The 25,003-nt window shown below is 39.1% G+C and carries 25 protein-coding genes and 1 tRNA gene; 10 read left to right on the plus strand and 16 right to left on the minus strand.

Annotated elements, in window-relative coordinates; genetic code table 11:
* Position 1: 1 nt before the first annotated feature.
* From CH361_RS03810 to CH361_RS03830, 5 genes are all read left to right on the plus strand, one after another.
* Positions 2-1,387: an SLC13 family permease gene (locus CH361_RS03810; protein WP_100789523.1), complete on the plus strand. Its 1,386-nt coding sequence runs from the start codon at positions 2-4 to the stop codon at positions 1,385-1,387.
* A 120-nt stretch (positions 1,388-1,507) separates the two neighbouring features.
* Positions 1,508-2,008, plus strand: a complete 501-nt coding sequence (locus tag CH361_RS03815) for a hypothetical protein (protein ID WP_100790007.1) — start codon at positions 1,508-1,510, stop codon at positions 2,006-2,008.
* An 8-nt stretch (positions 2,009-2,016) separates the two neighbouring features.
* Complete coding sequence (locus tag CH361_RS03820) at positions 2,017-2,859, plus strand: CAP domain-containing protein (RefSeq protein WP_100789524.1); 843 nt, start codon at positions 2,017-2,019, stop codon at positions 2,857-2,859.
* A 50-nt stretch (positions 2,860-2,909) separates the two neighbouring features.
* Positions 2,910-4,946 carry a PAS domain S-box protein gene (locus CH361_RS03825; protein WP_100789525.1) on the plus strand — a complete coding sequence of 679 codons (2,037 nt, stop codon included), beginning with the start codon at positions 2,910-2,912 and terminating at the stop codon, positions 4,944-4,946.
* On the plus strand, positions 4,939-5,334 hold the full coding sequence (locus tag CH361_RS03830) for a response regulator (RefSeq protein WP_100789526.1): 396 nt from the start codon (positions 4,939-4,941) through the stop codon (positions 5,332-5,334). The genes CH361_RS03825 and CH361_RS03830 overlap by 8 nt, the downstream gene beginning before the upstream one ends.
* Positions 5,335-5,406: 72 nt before the next feature.
* Here CH361_RS03830 and CH361_RS03835 read toward each other — a convergent pair whose 3' ends face one another.
* From CH361_RS03835 to CH361_RS19655, 11 genes are all read right to left on the minus strand, one after another.
* Positions 5,407-5,862: an EVE domain-containing protein gene (locus CH361_RS03835; protein ID WP_100789527.1), complete on the minus strand. Its 456-nt coding sequence runs from the start codon at positions 5,860-5,862 to the stop codon at positions 5,407-5,409.
* Positions 5,862-7,814, minus strand: a complete 1,953-nt coding sequence (gene ftsH / locus CH361_RS03840) for an ATP-dependent zinc metalloprotease FtsH (protein WP_100789528.1) — start codon at positions 7,812-7,814, stop codon at positions 5,862-5,864. Before ftsH ends, CH361_RS03835 begins: the two co-directional genes overlap by 1 nt.
* A gap of 29 nt (positions 7,815-7,843) precedes the next feature.
* Positions 7,844-8,407 carry an aminoacyl-tRNA hydrolase gene (gene pth, locus CH361_RS03845; protein ID WP_004786830.1) on the minus strand — a complete coding sequence of 188 codons (564 nt, stop codon included), beginning with the start codon at positions 8,405-8,407 and terminating at the stop codon, positions 7,844-7,846.
* Between the two features lie 19 nt (positions 8,408-8,426).
* Positions 8,427-9,059, minus strand: coding sequence for a 50S ribosomal protein L25/general stress protein Ctc (locus CH361_RS03850; RefSeq protein ID WP_100789529.1), 633 nt, complete (start codon positions 9,057-9,059; stop codon positions 8,427-8,429).
* A 17-nt stretch (positions 9,060-9,076) separates the two neighbouring features.
* Positions 9,077-10,018 (minus strand): ribose-phosphate diphosphokinase, encoded by a 942-nt coding sequence (locus CH361_RS03855; protein ID WP_100789530.1) that lies wholly within the window; start codon positions 10,016-10,018, stop codon positions 9,077-9,079.
* Positions 10,015-10,776, minus strand: coding sequence for a sugar phosphate nucleotidyltransferase (locus CH361_RS03860; protein ID WP_100789531.1), 762 nt, complete (start codon positions 10,774-10,776; stop codon positions 10,015-10,017). Before CH361_RS03860 ends, CH361_RS03855 begins: the two co-directional genes overlap by 4 nt.
* A gap of 27 nt (positions 10,777-10,803) precedes the next feature.
* Positions 10,804-10,879, minus strand: a tRNA-Gln gene (locus tag CH361_RS03865).
* A 4-nt stretch (positions 10,880-10,883) separates the two neighbouring features.
* Entirely contained in the window at positions 10,884-11,804 is a 921-nt protein-coding gene (locus CH361_RS03870; RefSeq protein WP_100789532.1) for a 4-(cytidine 5'-diphospho)-2-C-methyl-D-erythritol kinase, read from the minus strand.
* A complete protein-coding gene (locus CH361_RS03875; protein WP_100789533.1) occupies positions 11,805-12,761 on the minus strand; it encodes a WYL domain-containing protein in 957 nt (318 codons plus the stop codon).
* Complete coding sequence (locus tag CH361_RS03880; RefSeq protein WP_100789534.1) at positions 12,761-13,933, minus strand: ACP S-malonyltransferase; 1,173 nt, start codon at positions 13,931-13,933, stop codon at positions 12,761-12,763. Before CH361_RS03880 ends, CH361_RS03875 begins: the two co-directional genes overlap by 1 nt.
* A 340-nt stretch (positions 13,934-14,273) precedes the next feature.
* On the minus strand, positions 14,274-14,417 hold the full coding sequence (locus tag CH361_RS19655) for a hypothetical protein (RefSeq protein ID WP_002972181.1): 144 nt from the start codon (positions 14,415-14,417) through the stop codon (positions 14,274-14,276).
* Positions 14,418-14,595: 178 nt separating this feature from the next.
* On the opposite strand from CH361_RS19655, the gene CH361_RS03895 reads away from it, so the two are divergent.
* Complete coding sequence (locus CH361_RS03895; protein ID WP_100789537.1) at positions 14,596-16,188, plus strand: sodium:solute symporter family protein; 1,593 nt, start codon at positions 14,596-14,598, stop codon at positions 16,186-16,188.
* A gap of 79 nt (positions 16,189-16,267) precedes the next feature.
* On the plus strand, positions 16,268-16,579 hold the full coding sequence (locus tag CH361_RS03900) for a hypothetical protein (protein ID WP_100789538.1): 312 nt from the start codon (positions 16,268-16,270) through the stop codon (positions 16,577-16,579).
* Between the two features lie 20 nt (positions 16,580-16,599).
* Here the strand turns inward: CH361_RS03900 and CH361_RS03905 are convergent, their stop codons facing one another.
* The 5 genes from CH361_RS03905 to CH361_RS19660 form a co-directional block, all read right to left on the minus strand.
* Entirely contained in the window at positions 16,600-17,367 is a 768-nt protein-coding gene (locus CH361_RS03905; protein WP_100789539.1) for a M23 family metallopeptidase, read from the minus strand.
* The gene (locus tag CH361_RS03910) at positions 17,324-18,742 is read right to left on the minus strand and encodes a flavin-containing monooxygenase (protein ID WP_100789540.1); all 1,419 of its coding nucleotides are present in this window, start codon (positions 18,740-18,742) and stop codon (positions 17,324-17,326) included. Before CH361_RS03910 ends, CH361_RS03905 begins: the two co-directional genes overlap by 44 nt.
* A gap of 122 nt (positions 18,743-18,864) precedes the next feature.
* A complete protein-coding gene (locus CH361_RS03915; protein WP_100790008.1) occupies positions 18,865-19,431 on the minus strand; it encodes a hypothetical protein in 567 nt (188 codons plus the stop codon).
* A gap of 34 nt (positions 19,432-19,465) precedes the next feature.
* On the minus strand, positions 19,466-19,939 hold the full coding sequence (locus CH361_RS03920) for a thioredoxin family protein (RefSeq protein ID WP_100789541.1): 474 nt from the start codon (positions 19,937-19,939) through the stop codon (positions 19,466-19,468).
* 3 nt (positions 19,940-19,942) lie between these two features.
* Positions 19,943-20,092 (minus strand): hypothetical protein, encoded by a 150-nt coding sequence (locus tag CH361_RS19660; protein WP_012387282.1) that lies wholly within the window; start codon positions 20,090-20,092, stop codon positions 19,943-19,945.
* A 116-nt stretch (positions 20,093-20,208) separates the two neighbouring features.
* Here CH361_RS19660 and CH361_RS03925 point away from each other — a divergent pair, with 116 nt between their 5' ends.
* The 3 genes from CH361_RS03925 to CH361_RS03935 are packed head-to-tail and all read left to right on the plus strand — an operon-like array spanning position 20,209 to position 24,999.
* Positions 20,209-22,893 carry a valine--tRNA ligase gene (locus tag CH361_RS03925; RefSeq protein WP_100789542.1) on the plus strand — a complete coding sequence of 895 codons (2,685 nt, stop codon included), beginning with the start codon at positions 20,209-20,211 and terminating at the stop codon, positions 22,891-22,893.
* On the plus strand, positions 22,883-24,160 hold the full coding sequence (gene purD / locus CH361_RS03930; protein ID WP_100789543.1) for a phosphoribosylamine--glycine ligase: 1,278 nt from the start codon (positions 22,883-22,885) through the stop codon (positions 24,158-24,160). Before CH361_RS03925 ends, purD begins: the two co-directional genes overlap by 11 nt.
* A complete protein-coding gene (locus CH361_RS03935) occupies positions 24,160-24,999 on the plus strand; it encodes a hypothetical protein (RefSeq protein ID WP_100789544.1) in 840 nt (279 codons plus the stop codon). Before purD ends, CH361_RS03935 begins: the two co-directional genes overlap by 1 nt.
* The last annotated feature ends 4 nt before the right edge of the window (positions 25,000-25,003 follow it).

Below are 25,003 nucleotides of genomic sequence, written 5' to 3' on the forward strand. Positions count from 1 at the left end.
AATGATTCGAGCTGGTATTGTATTTTCAAGTCTATCCGTGATTCCTGCCCTATTTGGCTGGTATCAAATCTGGCTCGGTCTCACTCCTCCGCAAGAGATCAATTTGGCCATTGCCTTACTTGTTTCTTTTCTTTGGGTGACGGAGCTCCTTCCTCTCTATGTTACGGGGTTTTTAGTTCTTTTTTTGGAACTCGTCTGGTTACTTCCTGCTTGGGGGCCAGGTGCTCCAAAAACGATTACTTTCCTTTCTTGTTATTTTTCAGAGACCATTTTACTATTCTTAGGTGGGTTTGTGATCTCATCGGCCATTACCTCTTACGGATTGGATTTAGCCATTGCTAGATTTGTGATCCAAAAAACCAAAGGTTCAGCCTTTCTTTTGGTTCTTTCTTTAGGTTTTGCCACTTCCTTTTTATCCTGCTTTATGAACAATACTGCCACAGCAGCTATGATGCTCGGACTCGTTTCTTCTATGATGAAATCTTTGGAAGAGAACAATCCTTTAAGAAAGTCACTATTATTCGTCGTTCCCTTCTCTGCCAACCTAGGTGGGATCGGAACACCAGTAGGAACCCTTCCTAATGTGATTGGGATCGGTTATTTACAAGAAAAGGGTTTGGAAATTGGATTTTTGAACTGGATGGGTTTTGGTTTTCCCGTATTCATTCTCTCCGTTTTGGCACTTGCTATACTATTGTACATAGTGTACTTGAAACACGACAATTCTGGAAATTCTCTCTCTTCCATCCAAGTTGGTGAAACAAATGCTTCTATTTCTAAAAGAGATCGTTCCTTTTCTTTGGCAATCATCATCATCACAATCTTGGGATGGATCACTTCCGACCTACATGGGTTTTCCAATGGAACGGTGGCTCTATTTCCAGTGATTGTATTTTTTGGATTTCGACTTTTGGACTTACAAGAATTTCGTAATTTGTCTTGGGATGTTCTCATTCTTATGGGCGGTGGGATTGCACTGGGAAAAGCCTTTGAAGAAACTGGCCTTGCAAAACATTTTGTCGAATTATTTATGTTAGGTGATTTTGGCCAATTGGGTTTATTTTTATTCTTCTCTATTCTTTCACTGGGACTTTCTTGTTTTTTAAGTAACACAAGTGTCGCCAATTTGATTCTCCCGATCACCATGGGTTTACCAGTCGATCTCATTATGCCGGCAGCCATTGGTGCAACGATCGGTGCTTCTCTCGCGATGCCACTTCCGGTTTCCACACCTCCAAATGCTTTGGCCTTCAGTTATGGCGGCATCCGAAGTTTTGAGATGTTAAAGGTTGGTGGAATCATTTCGATCGTTGCTTGGACCTTTTTTGTCACGATCGGGGGCTTTATTTTACACATATCTGGAATTGTCGATTTTTCTAAGTTTTAAAAAAAAGACTTTTCCTCTCCTCAACTTCCATTACTCTACTTTCGAATTATGTTTAGTTTTCGGCCTTTTATAATTCTATTAGTGTTTCTCCCATTTTTTCTTTTTTCTTGTTACAATTACATAAGTGAAGATGTTCCCATCATCACAAGACCAGACTTCAAACAACAAATAACAATCCTGACCATCAAAGTTTCCACCCCGGAAAACGATAAAACCAAACGAGAGATCACATCCGTTTATACAAAATACTTAATGGAAACAGGATACTTCGGTCGGGTTCTTTCGGACGGAGTTCGAGCCAACCATCATATTGATTTGTATACGAGTGAAGTAAATGAATATGAACATTTTTGGGTTTCATCTATATCAACATTGTTTATGATAGGGACTGTTGGACTTTTGCCTTCTATTTACTCTAAAGAAAGAGTGCTTCATGCCGATTTTTATTTAAATGAGAAACTCATTGGGCGTGAAAAATATCGCCAAAAACATTCTACTTTGTTTGGAGTTCCATTTATTTTTATTTGGGAAAAAGGAATCAAAGAAGCGAAAACCATTCATTTTAATAAAGAAAGAAATCTTATCCACAATGTAGTACAAGATTACAATCGTTACCTATAGGAGCTTTTATGAAATTTTTTAGAAATCTAGACCCTTCCACAATTCAAATTCGAACATTTGTTTTCCTACTCCTTTTTAGCTCCTTTACTTTTGTTTGTAAAACACCGGAAGTCAAAAAAGCACCTGTTGTAGAAGTGAAAAAACCTGAACCTGTGGAAAAGGTTGTAGAACAACAAGATCCCAACTTAGCTTTTTTAGAGAGCATTGAAGATGGTCGTGAATTACCAGAGTCTGATAAATGGAAAGTAGAGCAGTATGATGTTTTTACAGAAGATACTTTTCCGTCCTATGGTCCTGCCAATGCAACTATCGATTTTTCAAAAGTCGATTATCCTTTATTAAATGCTGCTGTTTTCTATGTAAGTTCTAAAGAAAGAAAATCTCTTGGTCTTCGTCCTTTTAAATACTCAGAAAGATGCGAACAAGCGGCCTTTGGTCATGCACAAGACATGGTCACTTATGATTTTTATTCACATACAAGTACTGTGAATGGGAAAGAAACTTTACGGGATCGTTTGGATTTGGTGGGAATTACAGATACTTATTCAGCAGAAAATATCATCAACTCGTTTGGAATCCAATACCAAGGTGGTCGGGCAGTATTCACTCCAACTCAAAATGGGGGACCATTTTTTAGTTATACAAAAGCAGGAGCCCCGATTCCCAATCATACTTATTTAAGTTTGGCGAAGGCTGTGGTTGAAACTTGGTTTAATTCCCCAGGTCACAGAAAAAACATTCTCAATCCAGAGTTTACCTATATGGGTGCAGGAACTTCCTTTTATAAAGATAAAAAGTTTTATGATATAGATAAGGTGAAAGCTGTACAAGTATTCACAGCAAAACCTTAAAAACAATTGTGATAAGTTGCCATTGATTTGAGTTTAAGGAAGTTTTATTATTGGATCTAAATGAATTTTATTTTTTGGCAAAACTGGCAACTCAGATTACTGATTCAAAAATTTCGCTGATCACAACTGTTGATAACAATGAACCAAAGCCTGTTGCGGAGTATGGAATTTTGTTCGATCAAATTCCAAGGTTTGTTTCTTTTTCTTGGCAGTTTTTAGATTCAAAAAAGGATATTGTTACTTTTCAGAACTTCGAAGAGGAACCAGGTTTTCAAAAGAATCGGCAGTTTTTACCAGACTTCCCAATTCAGTTCTTTCTTGGGATTCCCATCATTCGGAACAAAAAAGACGGTTTGGTTATGGGTCACCTTTCGATTTTTGATGATAAACCCAAAATCTTGAATCAATCACAGATTCAGTTGCTTACAGAAATTACATCACGAATATCAGACTTAATTTGCCAAAAGCCCATTGAATTGCCCACCGATGAATTGATTTTACAAGGCAGAAATCCTGGTGACGAACCATTGTCTTTATTTGGATCAAGCCAGGCCATTTCAGAAATTCAAAAGTTACAAAAGGAACTTAGAGCCAGTGAAACTGCGTTTCGCGGAAACTTTGACAATGCGGCCGTTGGGATGGCTCTTATTGATGAAAATGGGAAATGGCTTAAGGTCAACAAAAGGGTTTGTGAAATCGTAGGTTATACCGAATCGGAACTGATGCAGTTAACCTTTCAAGATATCACTCATCCTGAGGATCTGAATGCAGATTTAAGTTATCTGGAAGAACTTGTCGCTGACAAACGAAAGTTTTACCAAATGGAAAAAAGATATTTTCATAAAAATGGAAATACCGTGTACATCATTTTGGCAGTTTCGATGGTAAAAACAGAGGAAGGAAAAGTTAATTATTTTGTTTCACAGATCATTGATATCACTGAATGGAAGTTAGTTGAACAAAAGTTAAAAATAGCATTAGCAAAAAACCAAGCCATTTTAGATGCCAGTACGCTTGTTTCCATTATTACTACCGATGCAGAAGGAACTATCACCGATTTTAATAATGGTGCAGAAAAAATGTTGGGGTATAATTCTGATGAGTTGATTGGAAAGTTTACACCAGAAATCCTTCATATCGAAAGTGAAATAGAAAGTCGTTCTAAATTACTAACAAGTGAATATAATCAAACCATTGAAGGTTTTAATGTTTTGGTCTATAATGCAAAAATAGGAAAACCCAACACTCTCGAATGGATTTATAAAAGGAAAGATGGATCCACCTTTCCAGTACTTATCTCCATTACTGCTATGAAACAAAATGAAAAAATCTCAGGTTACTTAGGTGTCGCTCTAGATATTTCTGAATTAAAAAAAGCGGAAGCGGAAATCCAGTCTTTACTAGATATCACAAATGAGCAGAACCATCGACTGAAAAATTTTACTAACATTGTATCTCATAATTTGCGATCTCACAGTTTTGGAATCAGTGGAATGATGGATATATTACAAAAATCATATCCCGATTACTTTCAAAATGAGATGATGCAATTGTTATTTGGAGCCACTGAAAATCTAAAACTAACCATCGAAGACCTTACCGCAGTGATTAAGGTGAATCTGGCCCAAGAAAATTATGAATTGATCGATATTGGTCAGGTGGTTCGGAAAAATATCGAAAGTTTAGCCTTACAAATTTTAGAATCAAAATTAAAAATTGAAGTGAACCTCTCATCGCCACTATTGGTGCGAGGGATCCCTGCCTATTTGGATAGCATTGCGCTAAATCTAATGACCAATGCTATTAAATACAAAGCGAATGACCGAAGTAGTTTTTTAAAGATATCTGGGGCATATAAAAACAAATTTGTTGTGATCCAATTTGAAGATAACGGCCAAGGAATTGACCTAAAAAAACACGGTGATAAACTGTTCGGCATGTATAAGACTTTTCATGAAAATAGAGAGGCCAGAGGAGTCGGATTATTTATTTCAAAAAATCAAATAGAAACGATGGGAGGAAAAATAGAGGTTGAAAGTACCGTAGGAACCGGTACAAAGTTTACTGTATTTTTGCCCTATGAATAAAATTAATTTAGCCTGTGTTGTGGAAGATGATCCGGTTCACCTTTTTTTGACAAAACAAGTCATTACCCTCTCCGGAATGGTAAAACAAACTGTAGTTTGCCAAAATGGAAAAGACGCTTATGATATGCTTGTCTCTCGAATTTCTAGTTCGGAAACTTTACCTGATTTGATATTATTGGATTTAAACATGCCGGTTTGGGACGGTTGGCAATTTTTAGATGAAATCACTTCTTTATCTCTGGATCAAAAAATAACCATTTATATTGTCACTAGTTCTTCCAACGAGGATGACATAAGGCGAGCAGAGAAATACAATCTCAGCGACAATTACATTGTAAAACCCATTACATTAGAAAAACTAAAAGAAATTATTTACGCAATGAATTGAAACTTTTTAGTTTTAGGTTTTGATTTGACGAATTGTATTGTTGAACGGTTTTTGTTTTAAGTACAAAGAACTTTATTTTGCCATTTTGACAACAATCTCAAATTCCTTTTTAGTCACAGGTTGAATCGACAACCGAGATCCTTTTTGTGTCACAACCATTTTCTCTAATCCCTTCGTGTTACGAAGTGTATCCAAAGAAATTAATTCTTTAAACTTGGTATGGGGTTTTAAGTGGACTCCATACCATCTGGGTTCTGTACCTTTCAGTTTAGGATCAAAGTATTTGTGGTTCGGATCAAATTGGTAAGGGTCGGGAGTTGCTTCTTTTGCTACTTCGGCAATTCCAACAATACCAGGTGGATCCAGCCGACTATGATGAAACAGAACCAAGTCACCTAACTTCACTTCATCGCGAAGATAATTACGTGCTTGGTAATTTCTTACGCCTTCCCAATAAGAGAGTTTTTCTCTGATTAGGTCGTCGATGGAAAACACATCGGGTTCTGTTTTAAAAAGCCAATACTTCATTACGTCGAATAAGCCGGTTTTGTAGCCGAAGATCCTTTTCCTTTTTTAGATCCAAGCCCTGATTTGGAATCAGAGAATTTATCAAAAGCAGGTTGGACAATGCTAGTTAATTCATCTGCATCAATAGTTTCTTTTGCAAGAAGTGCTTTGGCAATGGCATCCAATTTCTTTTGGTTCTTTTTCACCAAATCACGACCTTTATCGAGACAAGTTTGAATGATACGTTTGACCTCTTGGTCAATCATTGCTGCAAATTCTTCTGAGTATGGTTTACTGGTATGACCGTAATCTCTTCCCATAAACGGTGAAGACTCACCTGATCCGTAATGGATGGTTCCCAGTTTTTCCGACATTCCCCATTCACAAACCATACGACGAGCGATGTTGGTTGCTTGTTGGATGTCATTGGAAGATCCATTGGAAGGATCACCAAAGATGAGTTCTTCAGCAATGTATCCACCCATAGACATGACAATCCGATCCAAACAATAGTTTTTGCGATACGAATGTCTATCTTCCACAGGAAGGGATTGGGTAAGACCAAGAGCTCGACCGCGTGGAATGATGGTCACTTTATGGACTGGTTCAGTATACGGCAGTAAGGTGCCAAGAAGAGCGTGCCCCGCTTCATGATAAGCAGTCATTTCTTTCTCTTTGTCAGAGATAAACATAGACTTACGTTCAGGTCCCATCATAACTTTATCACGAGCTTCTTCTAGTTCTTCTTGAGTCACACGTTTTTTGTTACGACGCGCTGCAAGAAGGGCTGCTTCATTGATCAGGTTGGCAAGATCGGCTCCTGTAAATCCAGGAGTTCCGCGAGCAATGGAATTCAGTGAAATATCAGATACTAATGGAACTTTTTTAGCATGAACTGCAAGGATCTCTTCACGGCCCTTTAGGTCAGGAAGGTCTACAATCACTTGTCTGTCAAAACGACCTGGACGAAGAAGGGCTGGGTCAAGGACATCAGCACGGTTTGTTGCTGCCATCACAATCACACCTTCGTTCATTTCAAATCCGTCCATCTCGACTAACATCTGATTGAGGGTCTGTTCTCTTTCATCATGACCACCACCAAGACCGGCACCTCGGAGGCGACCCACAGCATCAATCTCATCAATAAAGATGATACAAGGTGCATTCTTTTTTCCTTGGTCGAAAAGATCACGAACACGAGAGGCACCCACACCCACAAACATTTCTACGAAGTCAGAACCAGAAATAGAAAAGAAAGGAACACCCGCTTCTCCCGCAACCGCTTTCGCAAGTAAGGTTTTACCAGTTCCTGGAGGACCTACAAGAAGAACTCCTTTAGGAATTCGTGCTCCAATCGCTTGGAATTTTTTTGGATCTTTTAGAAACTCAATGATTTCGAGTAATTCAACTTTTGCTTCTTCACAGCCAGCAACATCGTTAAATGTTACTTTGACTTTTGGATCTACATTCATTTTGGCCCGAGACTTACCAAAGGTAAATGCTTTGTTACCAGATGCTTGGAGTTGACGCATCATAATGAACCAAATGATACCAAGAGCAAACAACCAAGGAATGATGCCTGATACAACACTCCAAAACTTGTTTTCTTCCGTGGATTTTGCAGTAAAACTAAGGCGTGACTTACGAAGTTTTGTCACCAAATCATCGTTCACTTGTGCTACATTGGTTTTGAAGAGTTTTGGTTTGTTATCCTTACTATTTTCTGGAATGTACCAACCTTCAATGAGCTCTCGATCGATGACGATTTGTTGTTTTGCGGAAGCTTCCTTTCCATCTTTGGAAGTAATTTTCCCAATCGGCTTTTTCCCTTCAATGGGTTCCACCATATTCAAAAAATCGGAATAACTGATTTCGTCGGGTTTACCGGCGAAGTCCTGACCTTTATAAACCGTTGCCAAAATGACAAGGAATACGAGTAAAAATAGAAATACGGTTTTGATGTTTTTATTCATGTAAAGACTTCTCGATGATTAGACTGAAATCAAAGGTGATATTTCTGAATCACTTCGTCAATATCCCCCATGGATATTGACCGAATCGCCGCTTCGGCGTCATTGATGATCTGTATCAAGCTCAGGTTCTCTAATGGCTCAAAATCTTCACGTAAAAATTCTTCTCTTTTTTTAGGATTGAAGCTCGAATTAAGAACGCCGATCCGAATTCGTATAAAATTGGGAGATCGTAATGAGACAGAAACCGAGTTGACCCCAGGGTTGACGTCGTTTTCTCCACCTTTGGTGACGACGATTTGGCCGAGTTCAAGGCCTACATCCTCGTGGATGACAACGATGTCTTTTACCTGGATTTTTAAAAAGGAGGCAATGTAAAGAACTGACTCACCGGAAAGGTCACTGAAGGTTTGTGGTTTGAGTAAAACCACTTCATCCCCTTCAAAGTCACCTCGACCAATGAGAGATTTCTTTTTCTTCGTTTTGATTTCGATGCCAATGTTGTTTGCAATGACATCGAGAATCTTAAAACCAATGTTAGATCGATTGTTGTTATACTTATCGCCAGGATTTCCTAGCCCTACAATTAACTTCATTGGTTCTTAAAAGTAGATCTTATTTCTTTCCAGCTTTTTTAGCTGCTGGTTTGCCTTTGCTGTCTGCTTCTGCTTTTTCAGCACGTTCAGCAGCAAGGATTGCTTTTGTTTTGTTACAAGAAGCAACAATCGGATCACCATTCACCAAGATTTCCCAAGATGCTGGGTGAGGAAGTTCGGAAACTTTAATCATCATTCCGATATCCAAACCACTTACATCTAAAGTGATTACGTCAGTTAAATCTTCTGGAGTTGATTTTACTTTGATTTCGTGAACGAGGTGTTCGAACTGTCCACCCGCTTTAGAACCTTTTGCAACACCAGAAGTTTTGATAGCGACTGTTGTTAGGATCTTTTTGCCAGGAGTTACTTTAAAGAAGTCGATGTGACGGATTTGACCTGTGTGTGGAAATCTTTGGATTTCTTTTACGAAAACTCTTTCTGTTTTACCATCAAGTTCTAGGTCGATCAGAGTTGCCTTACGGATTCCTGAGTCGATGAGTCTTTGGATTTCTTTTTCGACAACACTTGCCGATCTTGCTTCACCGTTTCCGATGATGTTTGCCGGTACTAAACCTTCCACACGCATTCTTCTTGCAGGACCTTTTCCTTTAGAAGTTCTTGTTTGTGCTTTGATACTGATTTTTTCCATGATTATGTTCCTTAAAGTTATGAAAACAGACTAGAGATTGATTCTTCGTTATGAATCCGCTCGATGGCTTTAGCAAAGAGTGGGGCGATGGAGAGCGTTTTCAAGTGATTTATTTTTTTGGTCTCCGGAATGGCGATAGAATTTGAGAGCACAATTTGTTTGAAGTCGGCTTCATTCAATTTGGCAGGCGCTTCTCCCGAAAGAACGCCATGTGATGCACAACATAATACCGATTTTGCACCATTTTGGTACAGTGCCATTGCGGCTTTCGCAATCGTTCCACCAGTATCGATCATATCATCCAGTAATAAACAGTTTTTGTCTTTGATTTCGCCAATGACATGCATCACCACAGACTCGTTAGCTTTTGGTCTACGTTTGTCAATGATGGCAAGTGATCCGTTTACTTTTTTACCAAAGTTACGAGCTCTTTCTGCTCCACCAGAGTCTGGCGAAACAATCACAAGGTCTTCCATACCCAGTGAGTTGATGTATTCTGCAAGAACCGGTGAGAAGTATAAATGATCTACAGGGATACGAAAGAAACCTTGGATTTGGTCAGCATGTAAGTCCATAGTGAGAACTCGGTCAGGACCAACAGTTTCGATTAAATCGGCCACCATACGAGCAGAAATCGGAACCCGTGGTTCTACTTTTCTGTCTTGGCGTCCATATCCATAATAAGGAACAACGGCAGTGATACGACGAGCAGAAGCTCTTCTTGCAGCGTCAATGATGAGAAGAAGTTCCATTAAACTATCGTTAGCTGGATAGCTAATGGATTGAACGACGAAAACATCGCGTCCACGAACATTTTCTTCGATTTTTACGGAACTTTCCCCATCGGAGAATCTTTTTACCGTGATTTGTCCATTGGGAATGCCCAGGTGTTTGCAGATTTCCTCGGCAAGAGGCCTATTTGCATTTCCAGAAAATACAACTACTTCGCTGGGATTCATACTCCAACCAACCCTTTATCTATATATTGTTTTGCAAGAGCCAAATCATCTGGTGAATTGATACCATGGCTTTCCAAAGCATTTGTCAGAGTTTTCGCTCCGACTTTTTTTCCCAAAGATCGAAAAATCTTAATCACATCAGTGAGATAATATTCTTTTTGAGCGTTATCGTTACCTATTTGTTTTAAGGCACCGAAAAGATCTTCTGTATTAAAACAGTAAGTTCCTGTATTCACTTCGTTAACGGCCTTTTCTTCAGGACTTGCATCTTTTTCTTCTACGATGCGTAAAAGGCTACCATCATCAGCAGATCGAATGATACGACCATATCCCGTTGGATTTTCCATTTTTGCTGAAAGAACGGTCGCAGAATATCCGTTTTCTTTATGAAGTTCTATGAGTTCTGAAAATGATTTTGCAGAAATTAAGGGTGCATCACCGCATGCTACTATCGTGTAACCGGAGTAAGGCGCAAGTGCTGGTTCTGCAGAAATGACTGCATGCCCCGTTCCCAACTGTTCTGTTTGTTCGGCAAACTCTACACCGGAAAATGATTTTGCGATGTCTGTCACAACATCTTTGCGGTAACCGACAACCACGACTTTTCGTTTGATGCCGGCGGATTCGATATTACGAAGAACGTGAAGTAAAAGTGGTGATTCGTTTAGTACAACCGCAACCTTGGGAAGTTCACTCTTCATTCGAGTTCCTTTCCCCGCCGCCAAAATAACAGCAGTTACAGTATTATGTAGGTTCATCGTTCGTTCTATCGGATCTTTTAAAACTGGCTGGCCTGCTAGGATTCGAACCTAGGGAATGGCGATACCAAAAACCGCTGCCTTACCGCTTGGCTACAGGCCAGTTTCTAAAAAGAGAACGTTCGAAATTCCATATCGGGAAATCGATTGGAGACAATGTGAAGGGCTTCATCTCTTTCTCTATCTGAAGGATAAATGCCATAATAGCACGAACCCGATCCTGATAAAGAAACATAGACTGCTCCCGACTCAAAGAACCCTAATCGCAATTCCTTTAGTAAGGGTTGGGTCTGAAAAGCGATTTTTTCAAACTCGTTCTCAAGCCTGTTTTGCAGGTATGCCCAATCCCCGACTTGAAGACTTCGAAGTAAATCCTCTGCCAGAGATTTCCATACTTGGGAACCATAGGGTTTTTGTAAACTTTTTTGAAGGCCTGCGTACATAGATGCTGTAGAAAGTCCGAAGGGAGGGATGGCCAAAATCCCAGAACCTTGGGCTACCGAGATGGGTTCGAGCACCTCGCCAATCCCACTGACAAAACAAGCTGAGCTTTGTAGGAAAAAAGGAACATCGGCTCCAATGGACTTTGCGAGAGGAATCTCCTCTTCTTTCGGAAGGTCGGTCCAGGGGAAGAGTTCTTTTAAAAAAAGGCCCGCATTGCTACTTCCTCCCCCGATTCCTCCCTCGGGAGGGAGGTGTTTTTGCAAACGGATGGTGATAGAAACAGGCTTTTGCAGGTGAGTGACTGACTTTTGAAAGGCCTTATAGAGAATGTTTTTGGTAAAATCTCCTCTTTCGGAAACTTCTTCGAACTTCGTATGTCGATAACCATGCAGATGGTTTTCCGACACTAACTGAAAACTTGATTTTTGGTCTTTGGGAAGGGGAGTGATCTGGACTTCCATAGGATCCCCAAAACTAATCGGAACAAAAACACTATGGATTTCATGTAACCCGTCTTCCCTTTTGTAAGGAACAAACAAACCAATGTTAATCTTTCCTTGTGAAAGAGTTTTGAAAGATACCATTTATGACTGCGAGTGAAGATTGGGTTTGGAAGGAGCGATTGATTGTAAGTGGAATTGGATGGTTTCTTTTAATTCCTTCGGCTCAGAAACAAGAACCGAGGTTCCATATCCCAAAATCGTTTGGGCAAACCAATTTTTGTCTCGAATCGGAGCTTGGAATTCGCGGTATACGGTGCCACTTATATTTTTTTGAATTCCTGTGGGCGTTAGGTTTAGTTTCATTCCTAAGTGGTAAGAAGCTCCGTCAGTGATCCATAGTTTTGCCAAGTCTTTGTTTTCAGAATCGGCACCAAACAATTGTTTGAACCCTTCTAAAAATTCACCTGCTGTGTCCGGTAGGTTCGGGTAATTTGTATCAGTGATGGTAATGTCTAAAATAAAATCCAGTCGAAAGGATCGGAATCCTTTTTTGGCGATGTCATAGGCCAAAAGGTAAGAATCATTTTCTTCCCAAAGTAACCAAGGTGCCAGTGTCCTTGTTTCTTTTTCTTTCGTGTCCCTTTTCCAATAAACAATTGTTAGTATTTTTTTTTCGCCAATTGCTTTTACAATTGTCTCTTTCGATTTTTGATAAGGAGACCAATCTCCAGAAGGAATCACCGAATCAATTTTGTTTAGGATGGAAAGATTGAGTTTGGAATCTTCTTTGGATTTTTGTGCAACGAGGAGTGATCTAAGGAGTGACCATTCTTTCGGGGAAAGTGGGAGTGCTGAATCAACTGCAATGGGGAGTCGGATTTTTACCTTCTCCCCATCAAAATCTAAATCCACAGCATCGGTAGGTGAATAAGGATACATCTCAATCATATACAACTCACCCAAATCTTTTTTGAGAGCTGCGATGGATTTGTGTCCTGTTACGCTTTGAATTTCTTCTAAACCAAGACCTTCTGGATGTGAAGCCAGAAGGCGGATTAGATTTAACTTAGAAGCGGCCCGAGCAGTGGATGGGTTCATTATGCTTCGAGAATTACTTTTAATTCCTTCGCATTAGATGCACATAATGATTGTTTTTCGATGTTTTTTGCCTTCAAGTGGCCACCAGTAAGTCGTTGGCTGACAACACTTGGTCCAAAGTCAATGATTGTGTTAATGGCGCTGTCATTGAAAATTGGTGCAATCGCCAAATCCCAATAAAGTGGCTCAATGAGAACCATCTTAAAAAGGATGTCACGAAGGTTTCCATCTTTTTGAAGGTTGTGACCATCATAGATACTGTATACAGGAACTTTTAAATCAGCACCAGTATAAGGAAATGGAACCACAGAAGCATCTTCCGCATTGAATTTATCAAGGGAAGTTTCCATAAATGGGCAATGGAAAGGTGCAGTTGTTTTTAAATAAACAAATTTGAATTTCTTTTCGTCCATCTCTGCTTTCCATTGTTTACGGAAGGCAAGAAGAGAAGAAGGAAGCGCCGAAAGAATCATAGAATCAGGAGTGTTATAAAGTGAAATGAAAACCGTATCTTGACCTTTCAGTCCAAGAGAGTCATTTGTTTTTTTTACTCTTTCTTCTAATTCGTCTTTTGTGTAACCAATGACAGCAACCATTGGCGCTGGATTTTTATCTCCATTGGCTTCGTTTTCTTTGACAACTTCTTCAGAAACAACAAAGTTAGGATAAACTTTTTGTCCGTTAAATCCTAGATAGAAAATGAATTTTAGGAAATCAGCATAAGTTTTTAGAAAATCGTCTCCGTCCTTTCCGAGACCCACGAGTGCTGAAGCAATCACACCTTGGCTATGCCCACTCATTGCACCAGTTGCTGCAATGAGTTCTGCCGTTGGATACCCACGTTTGGAAACCAAAACGTAGTTTGCAATTTGAGTCATAAAGATTCCTGGTACAGAAATCGGAGCACGAGCTAAGTAGTCTTCTGAAGGTGCGGCATCTGGATTTTCGATCCAGGATTTGAAATCAAAGCCTTCATTGAGAAGGGGACTTTTGCCATCACGAGCAGCAATTTCACCAATGGTTTTGAAACTTGTTTCGAAAAATTCTTTGAGTTCTGGTTCTGCGTATAATTTTACGAGTTCTTTTAAATAAGGTGAACCCTGTCCTCCAAATTGAAGGAAAAATTTTTGTGAATTTTGGAGGGTAGCAGTAAGGAGTTTGGCCGATGTCATTTAATCTTCCTGAGATATGATTTTTCTGTTACCGTACAGATTTGACCTCCTAGAACAAGGAGAAAATTCGAGTAAGGAACCTTGGATCGGGGCTGAAATTTGAAAGTAGGTTGTTTTGGTGAGCTCGTTTCGAAGGAAATTCAGTGGATTTGGAAAGTGAGTTTCCAAAGAAACGGGGTGAAAAAGGTAAGTGGGTTAATTTTTCGCCCCGCTTGGAGAAAGATCGTGAGTGTAAAAGGAAAGTCAGTTACCTTTTACACTGGATTTCGAGAGAAAGTGCCTCTCCTAAGAAAGCCCCTCACCAAAGTGAGCGACTTTCCAAATCGCGTGCGTTTCCAAATTATGCGGCTTTACTTTGTTCGAGATTGGATTTAATGCGTTCATGATCCAAAGCAAGAAGAACCGTATTCTCAAAATAGGTTGAGAAATCGATTCTGCCCGAAGAATAGTCTTCGTGGAGAAGGGCTAAAAGAAGATAGAACATAGATCCTCCTGGTGGTTCCGAATCTATCAATGTGACATAATTCGAAAAGTCTTTTTCGTGCAAAGAGTTACCTTGAGTGTCGGTTGGATCTCAAAATTTTGGAGGAAAATAATTTAGGATAGGTGAGATTCGGGATTTCCTCTTTACAAAGTGCCGTTTTCCCATCACTTACGAGCGTATGTTTGTATCCCTCGCTCCCATTGATTATTTGATCCTTTTCATTTTTGTTGGGTTTATGGTTGTGATCGGGATCCTCCTAAAGAAGTCCATATCCCAATCTAGTGATTTTTTGTTAGCCGGTCGAAAGATTCCCAGTTGGATTACAGGGATTGCTTTTATCTCTGCCAATATTTCTGCCCTTGAATTGTTAGGGATGAGTGCGAGTGGTGCGGAATATGGATTTTTGACCTTCCATTTTTATTACTTAGGTGCGATTCCCGGTATGATTTTTCTTGGGATCTTTATGATGCCATTTTATTATTCTTCAAAAATCAGAAGTGTCCCAGAATACCTGCGTTATCGATTCAATAGGCCCGCTCATTTAGTGAATTCAATCATTACTTTAGTATCCTTAGCACTTGGGTCAGGGATTTATCTTTATTCTTTGTCTTTGGTATTTGAAACTATGTTTGGTTGGAATCCACATGTTTCGATTCTTTTTAGTGCCTGTATTGTTTTGGTTTATACATACTTCGGTGGACTCAGTTCCTCTATCTATACAGAGGTAATGCAATTTTTCCTAACAGTTCTCGGACTTTTCCCACTAGTAATTATCGGATTAATGAAGTTAGGTGGTTGGGATGGTTTGATGAGAAAAATTCCAGACTCTCATAAACATATGTGGGTAGGGTTGCCGGGAGGACAAAATGAATTGGGTTGGGATCTACTGAGTGTGACCGTTGGATTAGGATTTGTATTGTCTTTTTCGTATTGGACTTGTGGATTCGCGGAAGTACAAAGAGCGATGGCCGCAAAGGACTATAGATCAGCCAGAAGGACTCCTCTTATCGGAGCTATGTTCAAATTGTTTTTACCATTTTTGACCGTGATACCAGGATTAATTGCTCTCACCGAATTTTCAAAGGAGATGAATGGAGAATACAATAAAAGTTTTTTGATATTACTTAAGAATTTTTATCCTTCTGGGATGTTAGGTCTTGGAACCACTGCATTACTAGCAGCCTTTATGGCAGGTATGTCCAGTTCCATCACAGCAATGAATACTATCTTCACTTACGATATTTATCAAACTTATATCAACCAAAATAAAGAAGATAAAGATTATCTAAGGATTGGAAAACTTTGTACAATGTTTACCGTGTTGTTTGCAATTTTCTCTTCTTATATTGCAATGCAGTTTGAGAATATAATGAATTACATCCAATTGTTATTCTCCTTTTTTAATGCTCCTTTGATTGCTATATTTTTACTTGGAATGTTTTGGAAACGAGCTTCTGGTTGGAGTGGTTTTTATGGAATGTTACTCGGAACAGGGAGCGGACTGGTTCATTTTATCCTATATTCATTAGGAATTTTATATTACAAATCGGATATGGTTTCCAATTTTTATGGGGCCATTGTTTCTGGTTTGGTTTGTTTTTCTACTATGGTCGTTGTTAGTTTGATAGAAAAAGAAGATCCCCGGAGAGACTTACATGGGCTCGTTTATTCAGATAGGGATAAAACAAATTCATTTTGGGATCCAAGAATTTTAGCCTGGGGAGTTGGACTTATTGTCCTTCTTGCCGGCTTTAATATCATTTTTGCATAAAGATTTATACGTACGTAATAAAATAGTAATTGAATGAGAGTTTAATTATCTTATGTTTGTTGCAATATACACTAAGACCATGAAACCAAATCATTATACAGAAATTCCAGCCACATTCGAAGTTCTATTGGAACATCTAAAGGATTATGATTCGAAAAAACACATCAGTGCTCGGGGAATCATGTTTTACCATCCTTATGACATTGAAGTGCCTTCGATATTAAAAATATCATTGAAGATGATCTCTATGACAGGTTCCGTTGATTTCCTCGTGAAAACCTTAAAGAGCGAAAAAGTAGGTAGTGAACCCTTGTATGAAATTCATTGTAATTTTTATGACACAAATGCTGAAAAAGAAGACGAGGTATTAAGTTTTATCAGCAGTTACTAATTTTTCGAAAAATATAAAATTTAAAGTGTTCCACCCTTTTCGATTAGAAACTGAAAACTTTCCTCAGAAAAGGACTTTTCTTTCGGTCCGTATTGCATAAGCCATCTGGTTGGTGGTAAAAAACCTTCGGTTTTGAGAGCATATCCTCCACCTAACGGAGCACCAATAGCAGATCGAAGTTCAAAATGTAAATGTGCCGGGTAACTTCCTCCCGCATCTCCAATGGTTCCAATCCATTCCGTTTTTTTAACCAACTGTCCTGGTTCTACATCGATTGTATGTAAGTGGGCATAGACCGTTTCTAAAAACCAAAAGTCTCCATTACCTACATTATGGTAGTGGACAATGCGAACCACTTTCCCCCAACCGCCACCATAGTCAGCAATTTCCGAAACCACCCCATTCCCAAAACTATACACAGGTGCCGCAAAATCACTATCTCCACCAGTGACAGAATTCCAATCCTCTCCAAGATGTTTCCTACCTCCAAACTTTCCATTCTCCGCACCAAATTTTTGAGCTAAGTAATAACCTTCTGCATACTTTCCCCCAACAGGAAATTCAAAGTCGGTAGCTTGGAAAGAGGGATAACGTTTTAAAATGGGATAAGGGTCTGTAGTGCGAACTTCGCCAGAAGATTCCATCCAACCAAAGAGTGGGTTTCCTTGGTAGGAGTAACCTTTAGAAACACAACCTGTCCCGAGTAGAGAAAGACAGGTTGTGAAAAGGAAGGAAAAAAATAGGTTATTTGCGCACCAATTTCTTTTTAGAAGATTTTGAAGATTCATGAGAGCCTTCCGAAAGAAATCCCGCCTGCGCTTTGATTGGCAATTGGTTTCCGAGTTTTGCCGCTCTTTTTTTACCATTTGTCATTTCTTCTTTCATATCATAAATAAAGGAATCGTAATCTACTTGGATGGTATGGCGTGTACTACTTACATACCTCTTTTTCATCTTTTTTTGATCTTCTTCAATGAATTTTTCCATATCTTCTTTAGAAGGCAGTTCATAATTCCCAGTAAGATACTGAGCAATCCATTTTCCTTGGCATTCTGCTAGTGGCATAATGGCACCTAACGGCTGCATAAGACCTACAAAAAACAAATCATTCATCCCTGGTTTGATCATTTTGTAGTAAAGAGGAATATAATTATTAGGTGCTGATAAAAAGTCTTCATCAAAGAAAGGAAACTTAATATTGTATCCAGTGCAGTAAATCAGAACATCTGCATCCTCTTCTGTTCCATCAGCAAAAGCGATTTTTTTACCTTTGAGTTCTGTGATTACTGGTTTGGGTTTGATATCACCACGTCCGAGTCTTACGAGTAAGTCTTGTGAAATCGTTGGGTGAGCAGACCCAAATTTATGATCAGGTTTTGGTAATCCAAAGTCTTCCATTTTTCCTACACCGAATCGAATGAGAAGATGAGCGAGTGTTTGTTGGATAAAAAATGGAACCCAATGAGGTGTATATTCTGTTAATTTGTCTAGAGGTTTTCCAAAAAGATAGTTAGGGATGACATAAGCACCACGTCTTGCAGATAAAAAAACTTTTTTAGCAACACCGGGTCTCGATAATTCAACGGAGATATCCATCGCACTATTTCCCATTCCCAGAACGACGACATTTTTTCCTTCGCAGTTAACGGGTGTTCTTGGGTCAACATAGGAGTGAGAATGCATCACTTGGCCAGAAAATTTTCCAGGAAAAGCCGGATCCGGCCAACGTTCGCTCCAGTGGTGGCCATTGGCAACAACTAACACATCGTAGTATTTGATAGGTCCTTTTTCAGGAGTAATTTTCCAAATTCCATTTTCTGTTTTCTCTGCTTTTTTGATTCCATTTTTGAATTGGATATGTTTACGGAGACCATAGTGATCCACATAAGATAAAAAATAATTTTGAATGGGTTCGTGGTTTGGGTAATCAGGATAGTTTGTTGGCATCGGGTAGTCGCGATATTCCATCCGATCCCGATGTGTATTGATATGTAGGGACTTGTAAATATTACTTAATCCATTGTCGTTTTTATATCGCCAGTTACCACCAACATCACTTCCTTTTTCGTAACAATCGAAGGGAATCCCATGTTCCTTCAATGATTTAATGACTGTTATGCCAGAAGATCCAGCGCCAATTACACAAACTTTGGGAAGTGCCATAGTATTTCTCTCAAAACTAAAAGATAGGTTCAGAGAGAGAATGTATGAAAAGAGAACGGCGTTTTCAAGAATTTTTTAACAATTCTAAGAAAAAAAACGCCGTTTTGACACAGTTTTTCGCGTTAGCGACCGGTTTTGTTCGGCTTTTCTTGGGTTTCGATAAAACTACGAATTTCTGATTCTGAACTAGAGATTTGGATCTTGGAAATTTTCCCTTCTTTCAACTGGATAAGGGTTACGGATCCTTTCGTTCTTGGGTAAGGATCTGCCAGTTTTTCTTCTCTCACCAAACGAAGAGTATACGGATAAGATTTCATTTTTGGTAAAGCCACAAATTTAGAAATGAGTGAAGGCATTCTGTGGATATCGGACACTAACACGGCCTGTTTGGATTCTAAATAACCTTTCCCTTCCTTTTCTAAAATAGGGTGGATGATTTTACTCGCATCCATATCAGAAATAAACAAAACCTTTGTTGTTTCCATTGGAATGGGACTTGGTTCTTCCCATTGGTTTGTGTAATTGATTTCTGGAAGTGTATTGCCTGGAACTAAAACTGTTGTTGTTGGTTCTTCTGCATAGAGTGTTAGAGCAGAAGATAAAACCAAAAGGATGATTAGGGAGTGGAGCGTAGTTTTCAATTTTAGAAATGGTTTTTTATTTGTTTGTTGGTTGTTTGATGGGTGCATACTTTTTGTTTGATTGTGAATCACAAACATTCTCCTAAAGACGGTATAAATATTCTAAAACTTGTTCTTTTGTCATCTTACTCGCGTTAGAGAATTCTCCTCCTTTTGTTGAGGTAAGAATTTTTCCTGAAGGATCTAAGACAACAAGAGCAGGAATTCCATTTTGGATAGGGTTCCCTAGTTTATCATTTAGACTTAAATTTTTATCAAAGCGACCCACATCCACTTTGAAGAGGATAAAATTTTCTTTGAGTAGTGCTTTTGGTTCTGGTTCCTCAAAGATTCCATCTAATGCCTTGCAGTCGGGACACCAATCGGCACCAAAAACAACGATGAGTTTTCGGTTGGAGTCTTTCGCGAAGGTCAGGCTTTCTTCCAACTGAGAAAATATTATGTCACTTTGTTTGGAGCAGTAAGAAAGGGTGGTGAATGAGAATCCAAAAATAAGGAGGGAGAGGAGAAATTGAAACTTACGTTCCATAAAAAAAGCGGAAGGATTCTTCCGCATATCTTACTTCTTTGCGATTTCTTTAAGGATTTCTTGTCTTTTTTTATCTTTCTCAATATGGGAAAGAGACAACCAATCGCGTTTCAATTGTTTTTCTGAAACACCTTTGAAGGTTGCATATTTGCCGAGGATTTTTGCTGTTTTTGCGTTCATGCCAACCAGATTCTTTTGCCTCTCCTTTCTGTCAATGCGAACCTTGGTTGCTGTTTCATCCTTGACCCCTAAACTCTTTACGAAACATAGTAAAGTGCAAGAAATCCAAAGACCCTATGAAATCACAGCTACCTGACCGTTACGATCCCGAATCTGTAGAGCCCAAATGGATACAAACCTGGGAAGAAAAACAAACCTTCGCTCCTGACTCTTCTCGCAAAGAAACATTCTCGATCGTCATCCCTCCACCAAACGTAACAGGGAACTTACACATTGGGCATGCACTCAATCATACGATCCAAGACATCATCATTCGTATTGAACGTAAAAAAGGTAAAAATGTGGTTTGGGTTCCTGGGATGGACCACGCAGGTATTGCCACACAAGTGGTTGTGGAACGTGAGCTTGGTAAAGAAGGAAAATCAAGAACCGATTTTACTCGTGAAGGATTTATAGAAAAAGTTTGGGAATGGAAAGCACATTCTGGTGGAATGATTGCCAAGCAACAACGGTTACTCGGTGAGTCGGTTGACTGGTCGAGAGAACGGTTTACTTTTGATGAAGGTTTATCCAAGGCAGTTATCAAAGTATTTCGTAGTTTGTATGATGAAGGTTTGATTTATCGTGGGGAACGAATCATCAATTGGTGCCCGGTTACCAAAACTGCTATCTCTGACATCGAAGTTGAGTATAAAGAAAAACAAGGCAAACTCTATCATATCAAATATCCCAAAGCGGAGTTTCAATCGAAAGATCCAAAAACTTTGGTCAAAGGGGAATACATCGTTGTAGCAACCACAAGACCGGAAACGATGTTTGGGGACGTGGCTGTTTGTGCCCACCCGGATGATCTTCGTTATACGGAATTAAAAGATAAATTTGTATTTTTACCAATTGCCGGAAAAGAAATTCCCGTCCTCTTTGATTCCTTTGTGGACAAGGAGTTTGGTTCAGGTCTTGTGAAAATCACTCCTGCTCACGATCCTAACGATTATGAAGCTGGACTTAGGCTCAAATTAACTCCTATCAATATTATGAACTTAGATGGGACTCTCAATGAACAAACTGGCAAATACAATGGCCTCGACCGGTTCGAAGCTCGTAAACGCGTTGTGGAAGAACTTGAGACGAATGGTTATATTGAAAAAATTGAAACTCATATTCATAGTGTGGGCCATAACCAAAGAGGTGGAGCTGTCATTGAACCGCTGTTATCGACACAGTGGTTTGTGAAAATTGAATCTCTCGCAAAACCTGCCATTGAAGTTGTGAAATCAGGGAAGGTTCAGTTCCAACCAAAAATGTGGGAAAAAACATACTTTGAGTGGATGGAAAACATTCGTGATTGGTGTATTTCTCGCCAACTTTGGTGGGGTCATCGTATTCCTGCTTATTATGCACCAAACGGAGAGATGGTGGTGGCAGAATCAGTGGAAGAAGCCTTATCTTTGTTTGCAAAAAAAGGAATTAGTGTAACCAAAGAGACCATCAAACAAGATGAAGATGTTCTTGATACTTGGTTTTCATCAGGGCTTTGGCCATTTACTGTTTTCGGTTGGCCTGAAAATTCGGAAGAACTCAAACAATACTATCCTACATCCGTTTTAGTCACAGGATTTGATATCATATTCTTCTGGGTGGCCCGGATGATTATGAACGGCCTCAAATTTATGGGTGATGTTCCGTTTCAGAAAGTTCTCATCCATGGCCTCGTTCGTGACAAGGATGGTAAGAAGTTCAGTAAGTCTCTTGGAAACGTAGTGGATCCTTTGGACATGATGAGTAAATACGGAACAGATTCCTTTCGATTTTTTCTCGCAGCTGTATTGCCAGAAGGAAAAGATATTCTTTTCGACGAATCTAGGTTAGATGGTTATAGGTCTTTCTGCAATAAAATTTGGAATTCAAGTCGTTTCATCTTTATGAACCTACCAGAAGAGTTCATAGCAAAAGAACCAGATATCAATACATTGGAAGACACTGACCTTTGGATTTTGAATGAATTTGATCGGATGCTTGGTAGGTATGAAAAAGCCTATTCCGGTTATCTGTTTTTCGAAATGGCAAATGCTATTTATGATTTTGTTTGGGGATCTTTTTGTGATTGGTATTTGGAATTAACCAAAGCTCGTGTGTATGGAAACGTAACACCAGAGTCACAAGAGAAAGCTCGACTTGTATTGGTCAGTGTTTTGAAAAAGTCACTCGGACTTTTACATCCTTTTATGCCTTTTATTACTGAAGAAATTCATTCCTTACTGGAACCAACGGAACTTGCAAAAACCGAATTTCCGAAACCCTATGGAGTTTCAGATTTAGCGCCGGCTGTGGTTCGGATGGAACTTGTTCGTGAAATCATCACAAAGATTCGTAACATGCGTGCTGAACTTGGTGTGAAACCTGAAAAAAAATGTAAGGTCATAATCAAGTGTAATCATAAAGAATTAAAAGAAATGATGGAAAGAGAAATCAAATCCATCTTACAACTTTCGAAAGCAGAAAGTTTAGAATTTATAGATGTTTATGAAGCGAAAAATACGGATTCTGTAGGTGCATTTTCGATTGGAGAAATTTTTCTTCCATTGGAAGGTATTTTTGATTTCGAAAAAGAAAAACAACGATTGGAAAAAGAGAAAAAACAAATCCAATTGGAAATGGAGAAGTTGGAAAACAAAATCAACAATCCGTCATTCTTAGAAAAAGCAAAACCAGATGTTGTCGAAAAAGAAAGAGAAAAGTACAACACTTGGAAAGAAAAACTAGATAGTACGTTAAGGGCTTTGGAAAAAATTGGAACATAAATTTAAAGTTTTACTCATTGGAAGTGGCGGAAGGGAACACGCGTTAGCGGATGCTATTTCCAAATCAAAATCATTAGAGTCTTTAAAAGTTTTCCCAGGAAATGGGGGATTTTCGAAAGAAGTATTGGTTGATGCTTCCGAAATTTCCATTACTGATAAATCTAAATTTTTTGATTATATAAAATCTTCTGGAACAAATTTCGTTGTGGTTGGTCCGGAAGATCCACTTGTGAATGGGCTTTCTGATTGGTGTGCTGAGATAGGAATTCCTTGTTTTGGACCTTCTGCATACTGCGCACAAGTCGAAGGAAGTAAACATTTTGCAAAAGAGATGATGAAACGAGCCAAAGTTCCTACGGCATCCTTTGCGGTATTTACTGATCATGAATCTGCTTGGAGTTATGCACAAAAAGAAATTTTACCTTTGGTGGTCAAAGCGGACGGTCTTGCTGCAGGGAAAGGTGTTACCGTTGCTTTCGAAATGAAAGAAGTGAAACAAGCCTTAGATGAAATTTTTCTGGAAGCTAAGTTTGGTGAAAGTGGCAACAAAGTGGTTTTGGAATCCTTTTTAGAAGGAGAAGAAGCGTCACTTTTTGTCATTACCGATGGGGAAAGGTATATGTGCCTTCCTGCTGCTCAAGATCATAAACGTGCTTACGATGGAGACATTGGTCCAAACACGGGTGGAATGGGAGCTTATGCACCAGCCCCAATTGTGACAGAATCTGTTCTTGCGAAAGTGAAAGAACAGGTCATTGAACCTATGTTAGTTGAATTTAGAACTTCCGGCCATCCCTACAAAGGGCTTCTTTATGTGGGACTCATGATCACAAAAGAAGGAAACCCGAATGTAGTGGAATTCAATTGTCGTTTTGGAGATCCCGAAACTCAGTGTGTATTGCGTTTGTTAGATGAAGATGTTTTGCCTATTTTTTATGCTTCCGCTATTGGAAATTTACCTGTCAGAAACTTAAAATTAAAAACAGGATCGTCTGCAGTTGTAGTGCTTGCTGCAAAAGGTTATCCAGATTCACCCGCAAAAGGAATGGTTTTAGAAATTCCACCAAATGAAGGTAATGTGGTTGTTTATCATGCGGGAACTAAACGTGTAGAAAACCAAATCTTGGCAAATGGGGGACGAATTCTTGGAATCACTTCTATTGGTAACTCTTTAAAAGATGCCATTCAGGATTGTTATTCGTTCTTAACAAAAATCAAAGCACCTGATACATTCTATAGGAAAGATATAGGAAGGCGAGCTCTCTAATGCCGTTTAGTATCTCTGGAAATTTTAAAAATTGTGAACGTACGAACCTTCGCAATTTTGAAAAACATCTAGGGATCATTTTATCTGAAAACCAAACACAACTCCAACAACATTTGATGATTCGCAGAGCCCTTCAAAACTTAAGTGGATCAGTGAGTGTGCTTTCGGGACTCAGTCGTCAGGAATTATTATCTTTTATTTTTATTCTCACGCAGTTCGGCGACATCATCCGTTCAGAAACTCCACCGGAGTATCTTCAGTTAGAATCCATTCCTTATGTGATTGAGTGGGCCAAAGGTCATTATATGATTCCTATGGAGATCTTAGAACATCTTGCTCACGAAAGGATTTTCAAAGACCAAGGTTATTTGTTTGCCCTCATTCCCGCTTTATCCATCAAAGAAAAAAAATCATGGATTCGATGGATTGGTGTGGATTTTGAAAAGGGTGGGGATCGAGATTTAAACTTCGAAATTTATTCGCAGTGTCGAGTATTACAGAAACCTTTTCTTGGAAAATCACTTGTCCAAGAATCAGAAATTCGTTTGGAACAAATTTGGCCTCGTGGTAAAAACGAATACATTGATTGGTTTTATAAAGGTCTTTCTACTTTTTATTATGCAATGGAAGAGATGAATCGTAAAGAAAAAGATCCTTTTTTATTACATGTCATCGAACTTATCAAGTCAGGAAAATTCATTCTCAAACGTTTGCCTGACACTTATGGGAAAGAATCTAGTTATTCACTTGTGGGAACTGTAGAAGGAAATACTCCTCAACTGAGAGAAACCACTTTCCAATGGGAAGTGGAACGACTCCGCAAAGACTCCCTATTTTAAAACC

The organism is Leptospira brenneri, assembly GCF_002812125.1.
Lineage (GTDB): Bacteria > Spirochaetota > Leptospiria > Leptospirales > Leptospiraceae > Leptospira_A > Leptospira_A brenneri.